The organism is Pseudoalteromonas sp. NBT06-2 (assembly GCF_002276045.1).
Lineage (GTDB): Bacteria > Pseudomonadota > Gammaproteobacteria > Enterobacterales > Alteromonadaceae > Pseudoalteromonas.
Genome location: NZ_NQMR01000096.1, coordinates 16,757 through 34,155, shown reverse-complemented (window position 1 = coordinate 34,155; position 17,399 = coordinate 16,757). Strand labels below are relative to the sequence as shown.

Below are 17,399 nucleotides of genomic sequence, written 5' to 3'. Positions count from 1 at the left end.
GTGGTAACTTTCATCGCAGGATTTCGCGTTCTAGCACAAAGGCAGTCTACCAAACTTGACTACAATTACTTCCCATATACGACCAATCTCATCAGATGTCACTATTCCTAGCGCACCAATTTTGCTTGTCCCGCTGATCAGGCGGTTTGTGTATCAATGATAAAAACTCACTACTCATCAAAGTCTTAAAACATGCTTCCCCCCTTCGCAATCAATTAGAGCTTTTGACTTAAATTGACTCCATCAAACATGATGTTGATGGTCGGCTTGGTTTTCCCCTCCTCACCATTACTGGCTTTCATCGGCCTTGCCTTACTCACTACTACGGGCTCATCTGCCACCTCACACCGACGTTAAACCTTGAGTTTCCTCTTGAGTTTAAGCCACTTACTAAAATTAAGTTTAGATGCCAGGCTTCCCCAGTTACTACACTGACTCCCTGTTAGAAATACCACCCTCAAGTACAGTATTGGTCTGACTAAGTATCGGGCTTTGCGCTATTTTGGACGCTTACCCACCAACACCGCCGAAGCAGGTTACGGTTAGTTGTGTACCTCTAACTTCCTATGGCTTCTTTCAGCCAGTCGGGTTTGCCAGCTTCGCTAGACAAACAAAAAAACCTCCAATTGGAGGTTTTATAGCTAACTTTAATGCATAAATTAAAGTATTTGGTTATCTTTCCAGACTTGCTCTTTAGCCATACGCTCTTTACGGCGATCACAAGGATCATCACAATCACACGCCTTTTCAATGCCCATAGCACCTAAGCCACCACAACTACTAGCCATAGTTTTATTTTTAACCATCATACCTACAGCCATAGCTGCTGCAACAATAACGAGTAAAAAAAATGTAAGAATAAAAAGTGACATAACAGGGCCCCTAAAATCACTAAATTGAAAAAGCTAAATTTCGTGGCGTATTATACAGGGTGTAAAAAACAATAACTATAGTAATTAAAACTTAGCTTGATCTGACTACGCTTTATTACAAGTAAGGTGCAAATTTAGAACTTGAATATGTCTTTAATCCTTCAGTTGTTTTACTGATCAAATATACTGCGATATTATTTTGTTCTGCATACTGTTTTGCCTTTTCTGTGCCCATTACGGTTAACGCTGTAGCTAACGCATCAGCCGTCATTGAAGAAGGATGTAATACAGTTACAGATACTAAATCTTGTTTAATTGGCTTACCTGTTTCAGGGCTAATTATATGAGCGTAAGTTGTCCCTTCTAACTCATAAAATATACGGTAATCGCCTGATGTCGCAACACTGATAGTGCTTAATTTTAAAGTTCTGTGTACAGCGGGTTGTAACAATGCAGGATCTGGCTGCTCTATCGCAATCGCCCATAAGTCACCATTAGGTTTTGAGCCACTAAGTCTAAGTTCACCACCAATTTCAACCATATAATTAGTATAGCCATTCTTCTCTAATAATTCAGCTACCTTATCTACACCAAACCCTTTGGCTATTGCAGATAAGCTAAGCTCTAGATCTTGTATAGATTTACTTAAACCCGCATTTGATAGTAATAACTTATCCACCCCCATTTTATCTTTAATACTTTGAAGCTGTTCAGCAGTGGGTACTTTTGTAGGTTGCTTATCTGGTCCAAATCCCCACAAATCAATTAAAGGGCCCATGGTTACATCTAAAGTTTTTGTACTATTTCCTAACCTAATCGACTCAACCAGAACAGTTCTAAAATCTTCTGATAACGGAAAGGCTGTATTAGCTTCTGAGCGATTAAAGCGACTAATCTCTGAATCTTCTATATAGGTTGACATAGATTGATTTATATCAGCTAGTAAATCTTTTACATCTGAAAATAAATTTAATGAACGAACTTCAGAATCAGGCACAAACACTTTAACAGTAAAAGTCGTGCCCATAGTTTTACCTTGCAGTAAAACTTCTTGATACTTTTTGCCGTTGCTGTTTGGTTCACAACCTTGAAGTAAAAAGACTGAAAAAATTAAGAAAAATCCAAGAATCCACTTTTTATTGAATATTTGTTTATTAAGGATGTAAGAGTCCATCAACATTTCCGTTTAAAATTTAGATTACGTTTTATTTTATGAGATATAAATTAATTTTTTGTATTAATTTATTGAGGAATCACTTCATTTTTCACATAAAAAAAGCTTGTTACTAGTATAAACCAGTAACAAGCTTTTTTATAGCTTCATACTATAAGCTTCTAATTATTAGTCGCTTTAGTTTAGTGTTTTACTTAACCACCAAAATCATCAAGTAAGATATTTTCATCTTCAACACCAAGTTCTTTAAGCATGCTAATAACAGCAGCATTCATCATTGGAGGACCACACATATAGTACTCACAATCTTCTGGTGCTTCATGCTCATTTAGATAATTTTCTAAAAGCACGTTATGGATAAAGCCAGTATAACCCGTCCAGTTGTCCTCAGGTTGAGGATCTGAAAGTGCACAATGCCATTTAAAGTTAGGATTTGCAGCTGCTAATCCATCAAAATCTTCTACATAGAACATTTCACGAACAGAACGTGCACCATACCAAAAGCTCATCTTACGTTTAGATTGTAAGCGTTTAAGCTGATCGAATATGTGAGAACGCATTGGAGCCATACCAGCACCACCACCTATAAATACCATTTCATTGTCAGTATCTTTAGCGAAGAACTCTCCAAATGGACCTGAAATTGTCACTTTATCGCCTGCTTTTAATGACCATATGTAAGATGACATTTTACCACATGGCAAGCTTAAATCTCTTGGAGGAGGCGAAGCGATACGCACATTAAGCATGATAATGCCTTCTTCTTCAGGGTAGTTAGCCATTGAATACGCACGAATTGTTTCGTCATCTACTTTAGACTCTAAATTAAAGAAACCAAAATGCTCCCAGTCACCACGGTATTCTGCAGGTACGTCAAAATCTGCATATTTCACATGATGTGGTGGCGCTTCAATTTGAATATAACCCCCGGCACGAAAAGGAACTGATTCGCCATCTGGGATGCCAAGCTTAAGCTCTTTGATGAAAGTTGCTTTATTATCATTAGAGATAACTTCACATTCCCATCTTTTAACACCGAAGATTTCTTCTTCAAGTTCAATTTCCATGTCACGCTTAACATTAACTTGACATGCTAAACGGCAGCCTTCTCTCGCTTCACCTTTAGAAATATGGTCAAGCTCAGTTGGTAGAATATCACCACCACCAGATTTAATGTTTACACGACACTGACCACATGAGCCACCGCCACCACAAGCAGAAGATACAAATATACCTGAATCGGCTAATGCACCTAATAATTTACTACCTGCAGTTGTTTTAATTGCTTTATCAGCATCTTCATTGATACCAATTATGATATCACCACTTGGAACTAATTTTGCCTTTGCCATTAAGATGACTAAAACAAGTAGTACCACGATAGCGGTAAACATACCTACGCCTAAATAAATATCAAGCATGATTTTTCCTCGCTACCTTAAAGTGAAATACCAGAAAATGACATAAAGCCAAGACCCATAAGACCAACAGTTAGGAATGTAATACCTAACCCACGAAGACCATGAGGTACATCAGCATACTTCATTTTTTCACGAATACCCGCTAAAGTGGCAATCGCAAGCGCCCAACCAACACCAGCACCAATACCGTATATTACTGACTCACCAAAGTTGTAATTACGTTCAACCATGAATGAAACCGCACCAAAGATTGCACAATTAACAGTGATAAGTGGTAAAAAGATGCCTAGTGCATTATATAACGCAGGGAAAAAGTTATCTAAAGCCATTTCTAAAATTTGTACTAAAGCAGCAATAACACCGATGAATGTTAAGTAACGTAAGAAGCTTAAATCAGCATCTACAAAACTTGGGTGTAGCCATTCAAGTGCTCCTGGAGCTAAAACAGCGTGATAAACTAAGTTATTTACCGGTACTGAAATACCTAATACAAAGATTACCGCTACACCAAGACCAATTGCAGTAGTTACTTTTTTAGATACAGCTAAGAAAGTACACATACCTAAAAAGAATGATAATGCTAAGTTTTCAATGAAAACTGCTTTTACAAATAAACTAATATAATGTTCCATTATTATCCCCTTAAGCCTTTTCTACTTGATCTTTCTTATAAGTACGTAGTACCCATATGAACAAACCAATAATGAAGAAAGAACTTGGTGGTAAAATTAGTAGACCCATAGGATGGTACCAGCCACCGTCTGCAACTAATGGAATAATTGAAACATCAAATAATGTTCCTTTACCGAATAGTTCACGAATAAAACCAACAGTTAATAACACAACGCCATAACCTAAACCATTACCTAATCCATCAACAAATGACATCATAGGACCAGTTTTCATTGCGTATGCTTCAGCACGACCCATTACAATACAGTTTGTTATGATCAAGCCAACAAAAACAGAAAGCTCTTTTGCCGTTGCATAAGAGTATGCTTGTAATACCTGATCAACAATGATTACAACGGATGCGATAATCGTCATTTGCACAATAATACGTACGCTTGAAGGTATGTGATTACGTAGCATTGAAATGAACATGCTTGAAAATGCAGTTACAACCATTACAGCCATAGTCATGATCAAAGCATTTTTTAGGCTTGAAGTTACCGCTAGTGCAGAACAAACACCTAGCACTTGTAATGCAATAGGGTTATTAGCAAATACAGGGCCAAGTAGCGCCTGTTTGATTTCTTTAGAATCAGCCATTAGTTCAATGCTCCTTTACGAACTTCTGCAAGGAAAGGACCAAAGCCATTTTCACCTGTCCAGAATTTAAACGTATTATCAACACCAATTGAAGTTAAAGTCGCACCAGAAAGGCCATCTAACTTATTAATTTCGTTACCTGTATAACCTTTAATGATATCAACTGGCAGTTGTTTACCTGCCCAAGTGGCAACCCATTTAGGATTTTGAATCTCACCACCTAAACCAGGTGTTTCACTATGCTTATAAAAGTTAATGTTTTTAACCGTAGTTGTATCAACATCTAACGCAATAAAACCAAACATCACACCCCATAAACCATAACCTTGTACAGGTAGAATGATTGTGCTTATTTTGCCATTTTCCTTAGCAAAATATACAGGTGACTCTTTAGTCATACGCTGTATACCAGCAATATCAGTTTGCTTATCAAGTTTGATACTGATTTTTTGATCAAATTTACTTTTTTCAAAGTCAAAGCTATTTGGATCGGTATCAACAAACTTTCCGGTTTTCATATTAACGACTTTAGCTTCAACGTTTTCACTAAATAAAGCTGAAATATCCGCACCGTCTTTAACTTCAATACCAGCTGCAGCTAAGATATTTGTTTGCACATCTATCGCTTTATTTATTGCTTGTAATGGGCGAAGTTGGACTGCCGCAGTAGATACTAAAATAGCACATACTAAACATAACCCAACAACGACACCAAGCGTTTTACCGATTGACTCTTTATTACTAGACATTACGTGCTAACCTCCGCTTGATATTCGACTGTACAACGAAGTGATCAAATAACGGTGCAAACAAGTTAGCAAATAAAATAGCTAACATCATACCTTCTGGGTATGCAGGGTTTACAACACGGATCATCACAACCATAAAACCAATTAATGCACCGTAGTACCATTTACCTGTATCAGTGAAAGATGCAGATACTGGATCTGTTGCCATGAAGAACATACCAAAAGCAAAGCCACCTAGTACTAAATGCCAATGCCAAGGCATCGCGAACATTTGATTCGTTTCAGAACCAATTGTATTTAGTAATAAAGATGTTGCGATCATACCAATCATTACACCCGTAACAATGCGCCACGACGCAATACGAACATATATTAAGAACAAACCACCAATCGCAAGTGCTAATGTAGAAGTTTCACCCACTGAACCTTGAACAAAACCATAAAAGGACTCTAACCATAAATCCATGTTTGAAAAATCAATTGAACCCATAACACCTTGTGCAAGCATAGTTGCACCAGAGAAGTTATCTACTGCAGTCCAAACTGTATCGCCTGAAATTGCTGCTGGGTATGCAAAGAAAAGGAAAGCACGCCCAGCTAATGCAGGGTTTAAGAAGTTACGACCTGTACCACCAAATACTTCTTTGGCAATTACAACACCAAAAGTGATACCTAGTGCAACTTGCCATAATGGGATCGTTGCAGGAAGAATAAGTGCAAATAATACTGAAGTAACAAAGAAGCCTTCATTTACTTCATGTTTACGAATACCTGCAAAAATCACTTCCCAAAAACCACCTACCACAAACACAGTTGCGTAAATAGGTAAAAAGAAACACGCACCATAAAACATTTTGGCGCCCCATTCAGAGGATGAGGTTAATTCACCACCTAACATTTGGAACAGACCAACCTGCCAGTTATCAGCTAAAACAGCACCGCCAGCAAGCGCATCAGCAGCTTGATGACCAATATTGAACATACCAAAAAACATAGCTGGGAATGTTGCCATCCAAACTAAAATCATAATACGTTTGAGGTCAATATTATCACGTACGTGAGATCCGTTTTTAGTTACGAATCCTGGCGTGTAGAAAATTGTTGCTGCTGCTTCATACAATACAAAAAATTTTTCGTATTTACCGCCTGGTTCAAAATTATGTTCAACCTTTTCTAAATAATTCTTTAAGCTCATTGTTAGCCTTCCTTCTCGATTGTATTCAGGCAATCACGAAGAATTACGCCATATTCATATTTACCTGGGCAAACGAATGTACATAACGCTAAATCTTCTTCATCTAATTCAAGTGCACCTAAAGAAATTGCGCTATCAAGATCACGTACAATTAAGTCACGTAATAAATGAGTCGGAAGGATATCTAACGGCATTACTCGTTCATAGTTACCAATTGGCACCATAGAACGCTCAGAACCACCAGTAGATGTCGTCATATTGAAAAGACGTTTAGGTGATAAATGAGATAAGAAAGTACGCGTTACAGAGAATTTTTTCGAACCTGGCGCAATCCAACCAAATAATTCTTTTTCACGACCTTCAGCTAATACTGAAACTTGATTATGGTAACGACCTAAGTAAGCGTGAACGCCATTTGCCGTTGAACCAGATAACACTGAACCTGAAATCACACGATTTTCACCGTCTTCTAATTCACCATTAACTAAATCATCAAGGTTAGTACCTAGCTGAGTTTTAACTAAGCGTGGATTCTTAACTGCAGGACCTGCAACTGAGATAACACGGTCAGTGAAAATTTCACCAGTAAGGAAAAGCTTACCAAATGCAATTACATCTTGGTAACCTAAATGCCATACTTGTTTGCTTGCAGATGCAGCATCTAAGTGATGGATATGAGTGCCAACTAAACCTGCTGGATGAACACCTGTAAACTCTTGTACTTCAACAGAAGCAATAGAAGAGCTTGGTATAGACGTTCCAGCTTGTTTACAAACAAAAACCTTACCGTCAGTCAAACGTGAAACCACAGATAGACCCGCTTCAAAAGCTTCACTATTTTCACCGATCACAACAACTGGATCAGCGGCTAATGGATTAGTATCCATAGCAGTTACAAAGATTGAATTTGGCTTAGTATCCAAAGCTGGTACTTTACTGAATGGTCTAGTGCGCATTGCTGTCCACTGCCCCGATTCAACCAGTACGTTTTGAACTTTCTCACGATCTAGAGTCGCTAGCGAATCTAAAGTGAAAGAGTCAAAAGTGATTTGCTCATTGCCATCGATTTCGATAACAACTGATTGCAAAACACGCTTTGCACCACGGTTAATTTCTTTAACAACACCCGAAGCTGTTGCTGTGAATTTTACGCCAGGAGTCTTTTTATCTGAAAAAAGAACTTGGCCTTTTTTGACTTGGTCACCCAATCGAACTTGCATGGACGGACGCATTCCAATAAATTCCTCACCAAGCACGGCAACTCGTTTAACGGCTGAACCGTCATGAATTACTTGCTGTGGTGCACCTTCTATTGGAAGATCCAGACCTTTTTTTATATTGATCATAGACACTTGCATTACATTAAAGGAAAGAAACTGTTCATCTAACCGGCCACGTAATCTAACTTAAAAAAGCAACCCAACTTTTTATAAGCTCCTGTAAAGGTGCCTCATTTGAAATTTTAAATTTCAAACAAGAAAAGACTACACAGCGAAACTAAAATAATTTGCGGGATTCTAGCATTAAAACCCTAGTCTTTGCGAGGGCATTATCGAAATTAATGCTTACAAATTAACTAATTTAGACTTAAATTAAAATTACTCATTTTGCACCCAAGAATTAAGCATAGTCTAAAGTCTAAAAATTGTGCAACAACTTGTACTAATGATATATATTATAAAATAACAATACTGTCAGGCTAAACATCATCTAGAATATCTTTATTCAAAATAAATACTTATTATTTAATTTTGATTAGCTGTATTTCAATCCTTAAGCCCCTACGATTAAAGAAAATACAAACTAGAAAAATAAAAAACCACTTACCTTAATTTAAGGTAAGTGGCTTTTTTAAATTTTTATTTTGCCACTATGTGGCCTTAAAAAAGATTAAACTGGTTTATTATACCATTTTCTCAATAACAGCAACTGGATTAACATCAGCATCGTAATCAACAGCATCAATACCAAAACCGAATAATCGTAAAAATTCATTGTGATAACCAATATAATCGGTTAACTCATCAATCGTATCTGTATCAACTGTATCCCACACTTTTTGCACTCGTTGTTGTACAGCATCTTCCAGTTCTTTATAGTTTTGAAATAAATGACCATCAGCATCAAAACGGGGCGAAGCACCAAATAGGTTTTCTCTGAATAAACTATCAATCTGTTCAATAGTCCCTTCATAAGTACCATCTGTTTTCATAACTTTAAATAAAGCAGAAATATATAGTGGCATAATTGGAATCGCTGAACTTGCTTGCGTTACGACTGCATTAAGTGAAGAAACATAAGCTTCACCTTTTTTATCTACAGTTAATGCTTTAATTGCAGCAGCTGCGCGATCTAAATCTTCTTTTGCTTTACCAATTGTTGCATGCCCATAGATAGGCCAAGTTAACTCTTTACCTATATATGTATATGCAGTTGTTTTAAAATTATCAGCTAATACATCAGCTTCATTTAAAGCTTCTAGCCATAATTCCCAATCTTCACCGCCCATTACTTTTACAGTATTAGCAATTTCATCTTCATTTGCAGCTTCAACAGTCACAGAATCAATAATACGTTTTGATGTATTAAGGTTCTTTGTTGTTATTTTTTGACCAATTGGTTTTAAAGTAGAAGTATGCACTTCACCTGTTTTAGGGTCTGTACGACGTGGAGATGCTAAAGAATAAATAACTAAATCAACTTGACCCATTTCAGCTTTAATTGTTTCAATTGTTTTAGCTTTAATTTCATCTGAGAATGCATCGCCATTAATGCTTTTAGCCCATACGCCAGCTTCTGTAGCTTCGTCATGAAATGCCGCTGAATTATACCAACCTGCAGAACCTGTACGCTTCTCAGTACCTTCTTTCTCAAAGAAAATACCTAGCGTATTTGCACCTGAACCAAAAGTAGCTGTTATGCGAGAAGCCAAACCATAACCTGTTGACGCACCTATCACTAAAACATTTTTAGGACCATTCTTAATTGGACCATTTGATTTTACATATTCTATTTGTTCTTTAACATGTTCTGCACAGCCAACTGGATGTGCGTTAGTGCAGATGAATCCACGGATTTTAGGCTTAATGACCATATTATTATTCCATACTTATTAAATTATTCAGTAAATTACGTGCTAGTTTAACGCTTAAATTCGTTAAACAGGTCGGATGTGTTTGTTTTAATTAAATCATCTTACCAGTTCGTTGCCAACAATCCATAATCGTATTGATCTGTCCATTCATTTCCCATTAAATAATGGTCTTTAAAAAATGCTTCTTTCTTAAAACCTAATTTTTCCATTACTTTATAAGAGGCGATATTTCTGGGATCACATTTGGCAACAAGTTTGAAAAAAACGATTTCAGTAAATAAAAAATCGATTAGCAATGTTGCAGCTTCAGTACATACACCTTTACCTGCAATGGATTCACTTAACCTATAACCAATTTCAGCTCTTTGATTTTGCCAATCTTCAACTTTAAATACAATTTCTCCAACAACTTTATCACTGCCTACTATACCCAAGCCACTTCAAGATGTGAGGTTCAGGACTGCTGAGCAATTCATGATCTAGGCGCATCTTTGCATTAATGGTTACTCCCTTAAAAAAAGATGGAACAACGAGCATGATTTGCTCAGAAGTCCCTGTAAGGTTGGTTTATAAATACTTTATGCAGCGTTATTGATTTTGAAAAGGGAATAACCATGTTCTTCAATCAATGCCTGCCTAAAGTATTTCTAATTCCAACTGAATCCTGCATCTTGAAGTGGTTTGGGTATAACCTTATTAATTATATGTGGTATCAACTGATAACCTACTTCAATAACAACCTCTGAAGCACAAGGGTATCGTTATCTATTTAAATAATACTCTTTCTCAGAAATATCGTGATAAGACTTAGCTTGAGTATAAAAAGCTTTATAAGACTGCCATATCTCTTTCATTTTTGGATCAGCTGCAATTTGATCTTGCATCACTTCATCCATACTGTGTTTTAATGCAGTCATAATTTCAGGTGAAAATTTTCTAAGCTTAACATTATGTTTATTAATAAGCTTATCTAGCGCATCATTATTCCTCGCTGTATACTCATCAAGCATATCTGTATTTGCTACTCGCATCGCTGCTGTCACTATTGCTTGTAAATCTTTTGGTAATTTATTAAACGCATCTTGATTGATTAGAAACTCAAGATTTGCACCTGGCTCATGCCAACCTGAATAATAATAAAACTCCGCGGCTTTGTTTAAGCCAAAAGCTAAATCATTGTAAGGCCCAACCCACTCTGTGGCGTCGATTGCGCCGGTTTGTAGTGAAGTAAATAACTCTCCACCAGTCAAAGATACAGGTAAACCGCCTAATTTTTTAAGTACTTCGCCACCTAAACCAGGTATACGCATTTTTAAACCTTTTAAATCTTCAACTGTTTTGATTTCTTTTTTAAACCAACCAGCCATTTGCACACCCGTATTCCCTCCTGCAGCAGGAATTAAATTGAATGGCTTATATAAGTTTTTCCATAATTCAATACCACCACCGTGATGAAGCCAACCATTCATTTCTTGCGCGTTCATACCAAAGGGGATAGCTGTAAAAAATTGCGCTGCGGGTAATTTACCTTTCCAGTAATATGCAGCACTATGCCCCATTTGAGCAGTACCTGCAGCTACAGTATCAAATACTTCAAATCCTGGTACTAGCTCCCCTGCGCCATAAACTTTGACTGTTAATCTACCATTACTCATCAAATTAACATTTTTGGCAAACCTTTCAGGTGCAGTACCTAAACCAGGGTAATTTTTAGGCCAGCTTGTCACAAGCTTCCAATTAAACTTTTGCTCTACTTGAGCTAATTGAATTTGATTAGTCTGATTTGAACTATTATTTTTATCAGAGCAACCTAATATCAACATACTTACAAGGCTTGCAAAAACTGCCTTTTTGATCAATTTCATTTCTATTTTCTCCCTTAAAAATTGAGCTAAATGATTACCTAAAGTTATTAAAACCTAATATATCGATCGTCCATCTTTAATTTAATGTAATATATTGATTATTTAATGTTTTATCATTGTTGTTATGTAAATAATCATGGACATGTCCCATACTATATGTGGTTACGGATATAACATATTCGGAAGCCAAGTTACTACTTTCGGATAAACTGACATTAAAATCAAGAGAAACAGTTGCATCATAATGAAAGGGATCACCCCTTTATAAATGTCAGATGTTAAAATGGATTTTGGTGCCACCCCACGTAAATAAAATAATGCAAAACCAAATGGTGGAGTTAAAAATGAGGTTTGTAAATTAACAGCTATCATTATGCCTAACCAAATAGGATCTACACCCATCATCAATAATATAGGTGCAACAATTGGTACAACAACAAATGTAATTTCGATAAAATCTAAAATAAAACCTAATAAAAACATTACGAGCATAACAATTAAAATCGCAGAAACTTTACCACCGGGTAATTGCTCAAAAAAACCACCTATTAACTCTTCACCGCCAAAACCTCTAAATACTAATGAAAAAATGGAAGCTCCAATTAAAATCATAAATACCATAGCGGTTATTTTTAGCGTTTGACGCATCACATCTTGTAAGTTAATCAAGGTAAACTGTTTTTGCCATACAGCTAAAATAGAGGCTCCAAACGCCCCTACTCCTGCAGCTTCGGTTGGTGTTGCGACACCAAATAAAATAGAACCAAGCACACAAAAAATCAGTAATAAAGGCGGTACTAAAGCAGAAAAAACCCCAACTGATTTTCTACTCTTTATATATTCAATATCTTCATCTAATAAACAAGGCACTTGTTCTGGTTTAAAAATAGCTAAAACAAAAGAATAAATAATATAAAGCAATACTAAAATAAATCCGGGGATCACAGCACCGGCAAATAAATCTGCGATAGAAATGGTGTCTGGTGAAAATATCCCCATATTTAACTGCGCTTGCTGATAGCTACTTGAAAGAACATCACCTAACAAAACCAATGCAATGGAAGGCGGAATAATTTGCCCTAAAGAACCAGTTGCAGCAATAATACCAGCGCTATATTGCGGGTTGTAGCCTCTTTTTAACATAGTTGGTAATGCTAGTAACCCCATAGTAACAACCGTAGCACCTACAATACCGGTACTTGCAGCTAATAACATACCAACAAGTGTTACAGCGACTCCCATGCCCGCTTTGGTTTTCCCCATAACGAGTGCCATGGCATCTAATAGATTTTCAGCGACTTTAGACTTCTCTAACATAACCCCCATAAATATAAACAGCGGGACTGCCATCAAAATAGAATTAGAAACAATACCAAATAAGCGATTTGGAATAGCATGTAAAAATGAAGCATCAAAATGCCCTAGCATCATGCCAACTCCCGCAAAAGCGAGTGCTGTGCCTGCTAAAGAAAATGCCACTGGAAAGCCAATTAATAAAACAAGACAAACTGCAATAAATAAATATAAGGCCATATACTCCATGGTCTTAACTCCTGATTAATTAATTTGAGATTTTCCAAGTATAATTTCAATAGCTTTTAGCATTTCTGAAATTGCTTGAATGATAAGTGTAAAAGATAATAAAGGGATCAAAGACTTTAAAATGAAAACCCCAGGTAAACCACCAGCTTCACGAGAGCCTTCCATTAAACGCCAAGAACTAACAACATAATCAAAACTCATTACTGATATAAAAACTGTAACTGGCATTAAAAGCAGTAAACATCCTAATAAATTTACCCAAGCTTGTTTTTTAGGACTAAAATTACGATAAAAAATATCAACCCGTACATGACTGTTATGTTTCAAGGTATAAGAGCAACCCAACATAAACACAAAAGCATGCAGATATAAGGCTGATTCCTGCATCGCAATCCAACCAATATTAAAGCCGTATCGTAATACAACGATAGCAACCATAATAACAACCATAAAAGCGGTAAACCAAGCGATGATATTACCCAGAGTTTCTGTGAATCGATCTATTTTTTGGTGTGTTTTACTTAAAATACTCTTCATCTCGCGATAATAATTTTTTTACATCGCGAGAATTTAACATTTATTGCACCTATAATAAACCTTTGTTATTCTTTGAGTTATATAAAACTAAACTTTTAATATATAGAGTAAAAAGTCTACTTTTTAGAGCCTCCTGCACATTTAGGAGAAAGTGGTGCTTGTTCATTTAATTGCGACCACTCCTGATCAGTGTAAGTATGAAGTGCCAAAGCGTGGATATGATTAGCAAGTTCATCGGCAAGTACTTTATTAATAGCACGATGTCGTTGTAATAATAGTTTACCTTCAAAATCAGAACTCACAATCACCACTTTAAAATGTGAATCAGTACCAGCGCTGTGCATATGGCTTTCATTAGTGACTGTTAAATGCTTACAATTGATGTTAGCTAATAATTTTTCTTCTATTTGAATTTGCATGCTTAAACCTTGTACGATAGCTCTAAATTTTAATTCTATTTTATTTTATTTTAAATATTGTGATGAATATACCTAAAAGTGAGGTTTATTCTCCCCTTAACATTATTACCTATATGAGAGTTGGCCATTTTAGGCAGACAATGTTGATATTGTGTTTGACTATTACCGGACATTAATAAGCAGCTACCACTAGAGAGTTTATGTTTAAAATTTTTATTGTTCACAATATCTTTTATTTTAAATAACCTTTCATCACCTAATGAAATAGAAGCAATCACAGGGTTTAAACCTAATTCAAACTCATCATCTGCATGCCAACCAACACTATCATTGCCATCTCGATACCAATTTACCAATACAGCATTAAATGGTACTTCAAACTGTTTTGTTAATCTGGCTGATAATTTTTCTAAAATGGGATCCCAAGGTTCTACTTCGAGTGCCATGCCTGAATAAGCATAATTCATTATTCTATCAGCCATGTAAACCTGTTTTCTCGGGATCAATACTTGTTTTCCATACATAGAAATCGCTGGCTGCTGCCAATTCATTCTACTTACTAAATAGTTAAATAAAGCATCAGCTTTTGCTTCACTCATGCTATTTTCATAATAATTGAAGCAGTTAGGCAAATCAGGTGAACAATTAAATAAAGGCATGGTAAAATCAATTTCGATGAATAATATAATACTGGTATAAAATACTCATGATACAAGAATCAACCCAAGCAATGCTAGGTAATAAAACATTTACTTTAGAACGTTTTCCTTTAGAACAAAAAACGCGTAGTTTGCAGGCTTGGGATTCTGCTGATGAATATTTAATTAATTATGTTGAAGAACATCATAGTAAAGTTAATAATATTGCTATCATCAATGATAGTTTTGGTGCTTTAAGTTGTTATTTTAATGACAAAGCAAATACACTGATCAGCGACTCTTATATTGCTCATCAAGCAGCTAAATACAATATCGAAAAAAATAACTTATCCAGCGATAATTTAGATTTATTAAGTTGTTTCGACTTACCTTCAAGTGAAATAGATTTAGTTTTAATCAAGATCCCAAAAAACAATGGTTTATTAGCTCACCAACTTGCCAAATTAAGCCAAATATTAAAACCAGGTACCTTAGTTATTGGTGCAGGTAAAACTAAAGATATTCATAACTCTACTTCAAAAGTATTTGATAAATATATTGGTGATGCAAAAACATCATTAGCGGTTAAAAAATCTCGCTTAATATTTGCCACATTTGAAAGACAATCACAAGAAACACCTGAAACAATAAAATGGGAACTTAAAAATACCGACTTTCTTATCAATAATCACGCAAATGTATTTTCACGTGATTCATTAGATATTGGGGCGCGATTCTTTATGAATTTCTTACCACAAACTAAAAAGCTAAAAAGTATTGTAGATTTAGGCTGTGGTAATGGTGTTATTGGCCTTACAACACTAACAAAATGCCCTAGTTCAAATATTACTTTTGTCGACGAATCAGATATGGCTGTCAACTCTGCGGGGCTTAACATACAACAAAATTTACCCGAAAAATTAAATCAATGTACGTTTATGCAAAATGATTGCATGACGGGCTTTGAAAATGAAAGCCAAGATATTATTTTATGTAACCCTCCATTTCATCAACAGCAAGCTGTAACAGATCATATTGCATGGCAGATGTTTATAGATTCCCGTCGTGTATTAAAAGTGGGAGGAGAATTACGCATTATCGGCAATCGCCATCTTGATTATCATGGCAAATTAGAACGCATATTTGGTAATTGTAAATTACTAGGCTCAAATAGTCGCTTTGTTGTTTTAAGCTCTACCAAACACAAAGCATTAAAACTTTAAAACTTTAAAACTATGTAACATTATAATAGGATATTTACCTTTTATTAAATTATGAAATTAAATATCCTTTTGTGTACTGTTTGCCACTCAATAACAACCTACTGTAGGAACTCCATGAAAAAAATAGCCCTATTATTTTATGTACTTTCAATATCTGCATGCCAGTCTCTGCCAGAACGTATAATTATTGCGCCAAATTACACTGCCGTGACTCAGTTAAAACTTGCAAACAATATAGATTTATTAGTGCGAGATAATCGTGAAACGCCTACCGCGCTTCGTATTCTACAAAAAGGTGATGTTACTAAAGTATCAAGTAATGACTTAGAATATTCGCTAAATATTGCTTTATCTAAAGCTTTTAAAAATGGCGATATCAATATAAATTCATCATCACAAAACAAAATGATCTTACTTATTCATCAACTGGAGGTCATCGTAAAGCAACAAACCTTAAAATACCGCAGTGAAGGTATTATTGAGCTTGAAGTTAAACTCAATAAAGGAAAACGTAGTTTTAATAAATATTATAATGGCAGTCAAAACAGCGAAGGCCCTTTAATCTTTGATAAAGCAAAAGTGGAAGGTCGACTTAATACATTGTTAGAACAAATGATTTCGCGTATTGTCAATGACGCTGAACTTCAAGAATTTTTACAAGGTTAAAGATATCAATGATCAAATCATTCATTAAAACGTTTATTCTAAGTACAATCACCCTATTTTCGGTATCAGCTTTAAGTGCTGCCGATGGTAAGTTTGTACAAAAAAGTAACCTATTTCCTAAAGTAGAATTAAAAACAAGCTATGGTAATATTATTATTGAATTAGACCGCTCCCGCGCACCAATCACAGTGAATAACTTTTTAACCTACGTGGCTAACGGAGATTACAAAGGTTCTATTTTTCATCGTGTTGAGCGTAATGAAGAAAATGAACAAGACTTTGTAATACAAGGCGGTGGTTATGACAAAGACTATGATGGTATGCATACGATAGCGCCTATTTTTAATGAAAGTGGCAATGGTATGAAAAATGAAATGTATTCTATTGCTATGGCCTATCAAGATAGAAAACCACATTCAGGTGACCGTCAGTTCTTTTTTAATATGGATGACAATCATCACTTGAACCCTGGGAGAGGTTGGGGATTTGCTGTTTTTGGTAATGTTTCTGAAGGATATGAAACGTTAGATAAAATAATGAAAGTTGAAACAAGATATAATGAAAAAATTGGTTATGATTTTGTGCCTGTAAAACCTGTATTAATTTATGATGTAATCGTTTTACCTGAAGAAAAATTATAAAGTTAACTATCCTATATTTTAAAGTATCACTCCCAAATTTTGGGCGTTTCAAACCAATAATAATAATAATAATAATAATAATAATAATAAT

Annotated in this window: 19 protein-coding genes; 3 read left to right on the top strand and 16 right to left on the bottom strand. The window is 35.6% G+C overall.

Annotated elements, in window-relative coordinates; translation table 11 throughout:
• Positions 1-659 precede the first annotated feature (659 nt).
• From nqrM to CJF42_RS17245, 16 genes are all read right to left on the bottom strand, one after another.
• Positions 660-872 carry a (Na+)-NQR maturation NqrM gene (gene nqrM, locus CJF42_RS17315; protein ID WP_095367881.1) on the bottom strand — a complete coding sequence of 71 codons (213 nt, stop codon included), beginning with the start codon at positions 870-872 and terminating at the stop codon, positions 660-662.
• Between the two features lie 115 nt (positions 873-987).
• The gene (locus tag CJF42_RS17310; RefSeq protein WP_095367880.1) at positions 988-2,046 is read right to left on the bottom strand and encodes an FAD:protein FMN transferase; all 1,059 of its coding nucleotides are present in this window, start codon (positions 2,044-2,046) and stop codon (positions 988-990) included.
• Between the two features lie 194 nt (positions 2,047-2,240).
• The gene (gene nqrF, locus CJF42_RS17305) at positions 2,241-3,467 is read right to left on the bottom strand and encodes an NADH:ubiquinone reductase (Na(+)-transporting) subunit F (protein WP_095367879.1); all 1,227 of its coding nucleotides are present in this window, start codon (positions 3,465-3,467) and stop codon (positions 2,241-2,243) included.
• A gap of 17 nt (positions 3,468-3,484) precedes the next feature.
• Complete coding sequence (nqrE, locus tag CJF42_RS17300) at positions 3,485-4,099, bottom strand: NADH:ubiquinone reductase (Na(+)-transporting) subunit E (protein ID WP_095367878.1); 615 nt, start codon at positions 4,097-4,099, stop codon at positions 3,485-3,487.
• Between the two features lie 10 nt (positions 4,100-4,109).
• Positions 4,110-4,739, bottom strand: a complete 630-nt coding sequence (locus CJF42_RS17295) for an NADH:ubiquinone reductase (Na(+)-transporting) subunit D (protein ID WP_042142533.1) — start codon at positions 4,737-4,739, stop codon at positions 4,110-4,112.
• The gene (locus tag CJF42_RS17290) at positions 4,739-5,488 is read right to left on the bottom strand and encodes a Na(+)-translocating NADH-quinone reductase subunit C (RefSeq protein ID WP_095367877.1); all 750 of its coding nucleotides are present in this window, start codon (positions 5,486-5,488) and stop codon (positions 4,739-4,741) included. Before CJF42_RS17290 ends, CJF42_RS17295 begins: the two co-directional genes overlap by 1 nt.
• On the bottom strand, positions 5,481-6,683 hold the full coding sequence (locus CJF42_RS17285; RefSeq protein WP_095367876.1) for an NADH:ubiquinone reductase (Na(+)-transporting) subunit B: 1,203 nt from the start codon (positions 6,681-6,683) through the stop codon (positions 5,481-5,483). The genes CJF42_RS17290 and CJF42_RS17285 overlap by 8 nt, the downstream gene beginning before the upstream one ends.
• Positions 6,684-6,685: 2 nt before the next feature.
• Positions 6,686-8,029 (bottom strand): Na(+)-translocating NADH-quinone reductase subunit A, encoded by a 1,344-nt coding sequence (locus CJF42_RS17280; protein WP_095367875.1) that lies wholly within the window; start codon positions 8,027-8,029, stop codon positions 6,686-6,688.
• 557 nt (positions 8,030-8,586) lie between these two features.
• Positions 8,587-9,777, bottom strand: coding sequence for an enoyl-ACP reductase FabV (gene fabV, locus CJF42_RS17275; RefSeq protein WP_095367874.1), 1,191 nt, complete (start codon positions 9,775-9,777; stop codon positions 8,587-8,589).
• A 101-nt stretch (positions 9,778-9,878) separates the two neighbouring features.
• On the bottom strand, positions 9,879-10,211 hold the full coding sequence (locus tag CJF42_RS17270; RefSeq protein WP_095367873.1) for a GNAT family N-acetyltransferase: 333 nt from the start codon (positions 10,209-10,211) through the stop codon (positions 9,879-9,881).
• A complete protein-coding gene (locus tag CJF42_RS29110) occupies positions 10,192-10,314 on the bottom strand; it encodes a hypothetical protein (protein ID WP_286203505.1) in 123 nt (40 codons plus the stop codon). Before CJF42_RS29110 ends, CJF42_RS17270 begins: the two co-directional genes overlap by 20 nt.
• A 224-nt stretch (positions 10,315-10,538) precedes the next feature.
• Positions 10,539-11,642 carry a TRAP transporter substrate-binding protein gene (locus CJF42_RS17265; protein WP_095367872.1) on the bottom strand — a complete coding sequence of 368 codons (1,104 nt, stop codon included), beginning with the start codon at positions 11,640-11,642 and terminating at the stop codon, positions 10,539-10,541.
• A 162-nt stretch (positions 11,643-11,804) separates the two neighbouring features.
• Positions 11,805-13,184 carry a TRAP transporter large permease gene (locus tag CJF42_RS17260; RefSeq protein WP_095367871.1) on the bottom strand — a complete coding sequence of 460 codons (1,380 nt, stop codon included), beginning with the start codon at positions 13,182-13,184 and terminating at the stop codon, positions 11,805-11,807.
• Positions 13,185-13,199: 15 nt separating this feature from the next.
• Positions 13,200-13,721, bottom strand: a complete 522-nt coding sequence (locus CJF42_RS17255; RefSeq protein WP_095367870.1) for a TRAP transporter small permease subunit — start codon at positions 13,719-13,721, stop codon at positions 13,200-13,202.
• 116 nt (positions 13,722-13,837) lie between these two features.
• Complete coding sequence (locus CJF42_RS17250) at positions 13,838-14,140, bottom strand: BolA family protein (protein ID WP_095367869.1); 303 nt, start codon at positions 14,138-14,140, stop codon at positions 13,838-13,840.
• A gap of 50 nt (positions 14,141-14,190) precedes the next feature.
• Positions 14,191-14,799, bottom strand: coding sequence for an alpha-ketoglutarate-dependent dioxygenase AlkB family protein (locus tag CJF42_RS17245; protein WP_095367868.1), 609 nt, complete (start codon positions 14,797-14,799; stop codon positions 14,191-14,193).
• A gap of 47 nt (positions 14,800-14,846) precedes the next feature.
• On the opposite strand from CJF42_RS17245, the gene CJF42_RS17240 reads away from it, so the two are divergent.
• From CJF42_RS17240 to CJF42_RS17230, 3 genes are all read left to right on the top strand, one after another.
• Positions 14,847-16,001 carry a methyltransferase gene (locus CJF42_RS17240; protein WP_095367867.1) on the top strand — a complete coding sequence of 385 codons (1,155 nt, stop codon included), beginning with the start codon at positions 14,847-14,849 and terminating at the stop codon, positions 15,999-16,001.
• 114 nt (positions 16,002-16,115) lie between these two features.
• Positions 16,116-16,667, top strand: coding sequence for a YajG family lipoprotein (locus tag CJF42_RS17235; protein WP_170940644.1), 552 nt, complete (start codon positions 16,116-16,118; stop codon positions 16,665-16,667).
• Between the two features lie 8 nt (positions 16,668-16,675).
• Positions 16,676-17,308, top strand: coding sequence for a peptidylprolyl isomerase (locus CJF42_RS17230; protein ID WP_095367865.1), 633 nt, complete (start codon positions 16,676-16,678; stop codon positions 17,306-17,308).
• The last annotated feature ends 91 nt before the right edge of the window (positions 17,309-17,399 follow it).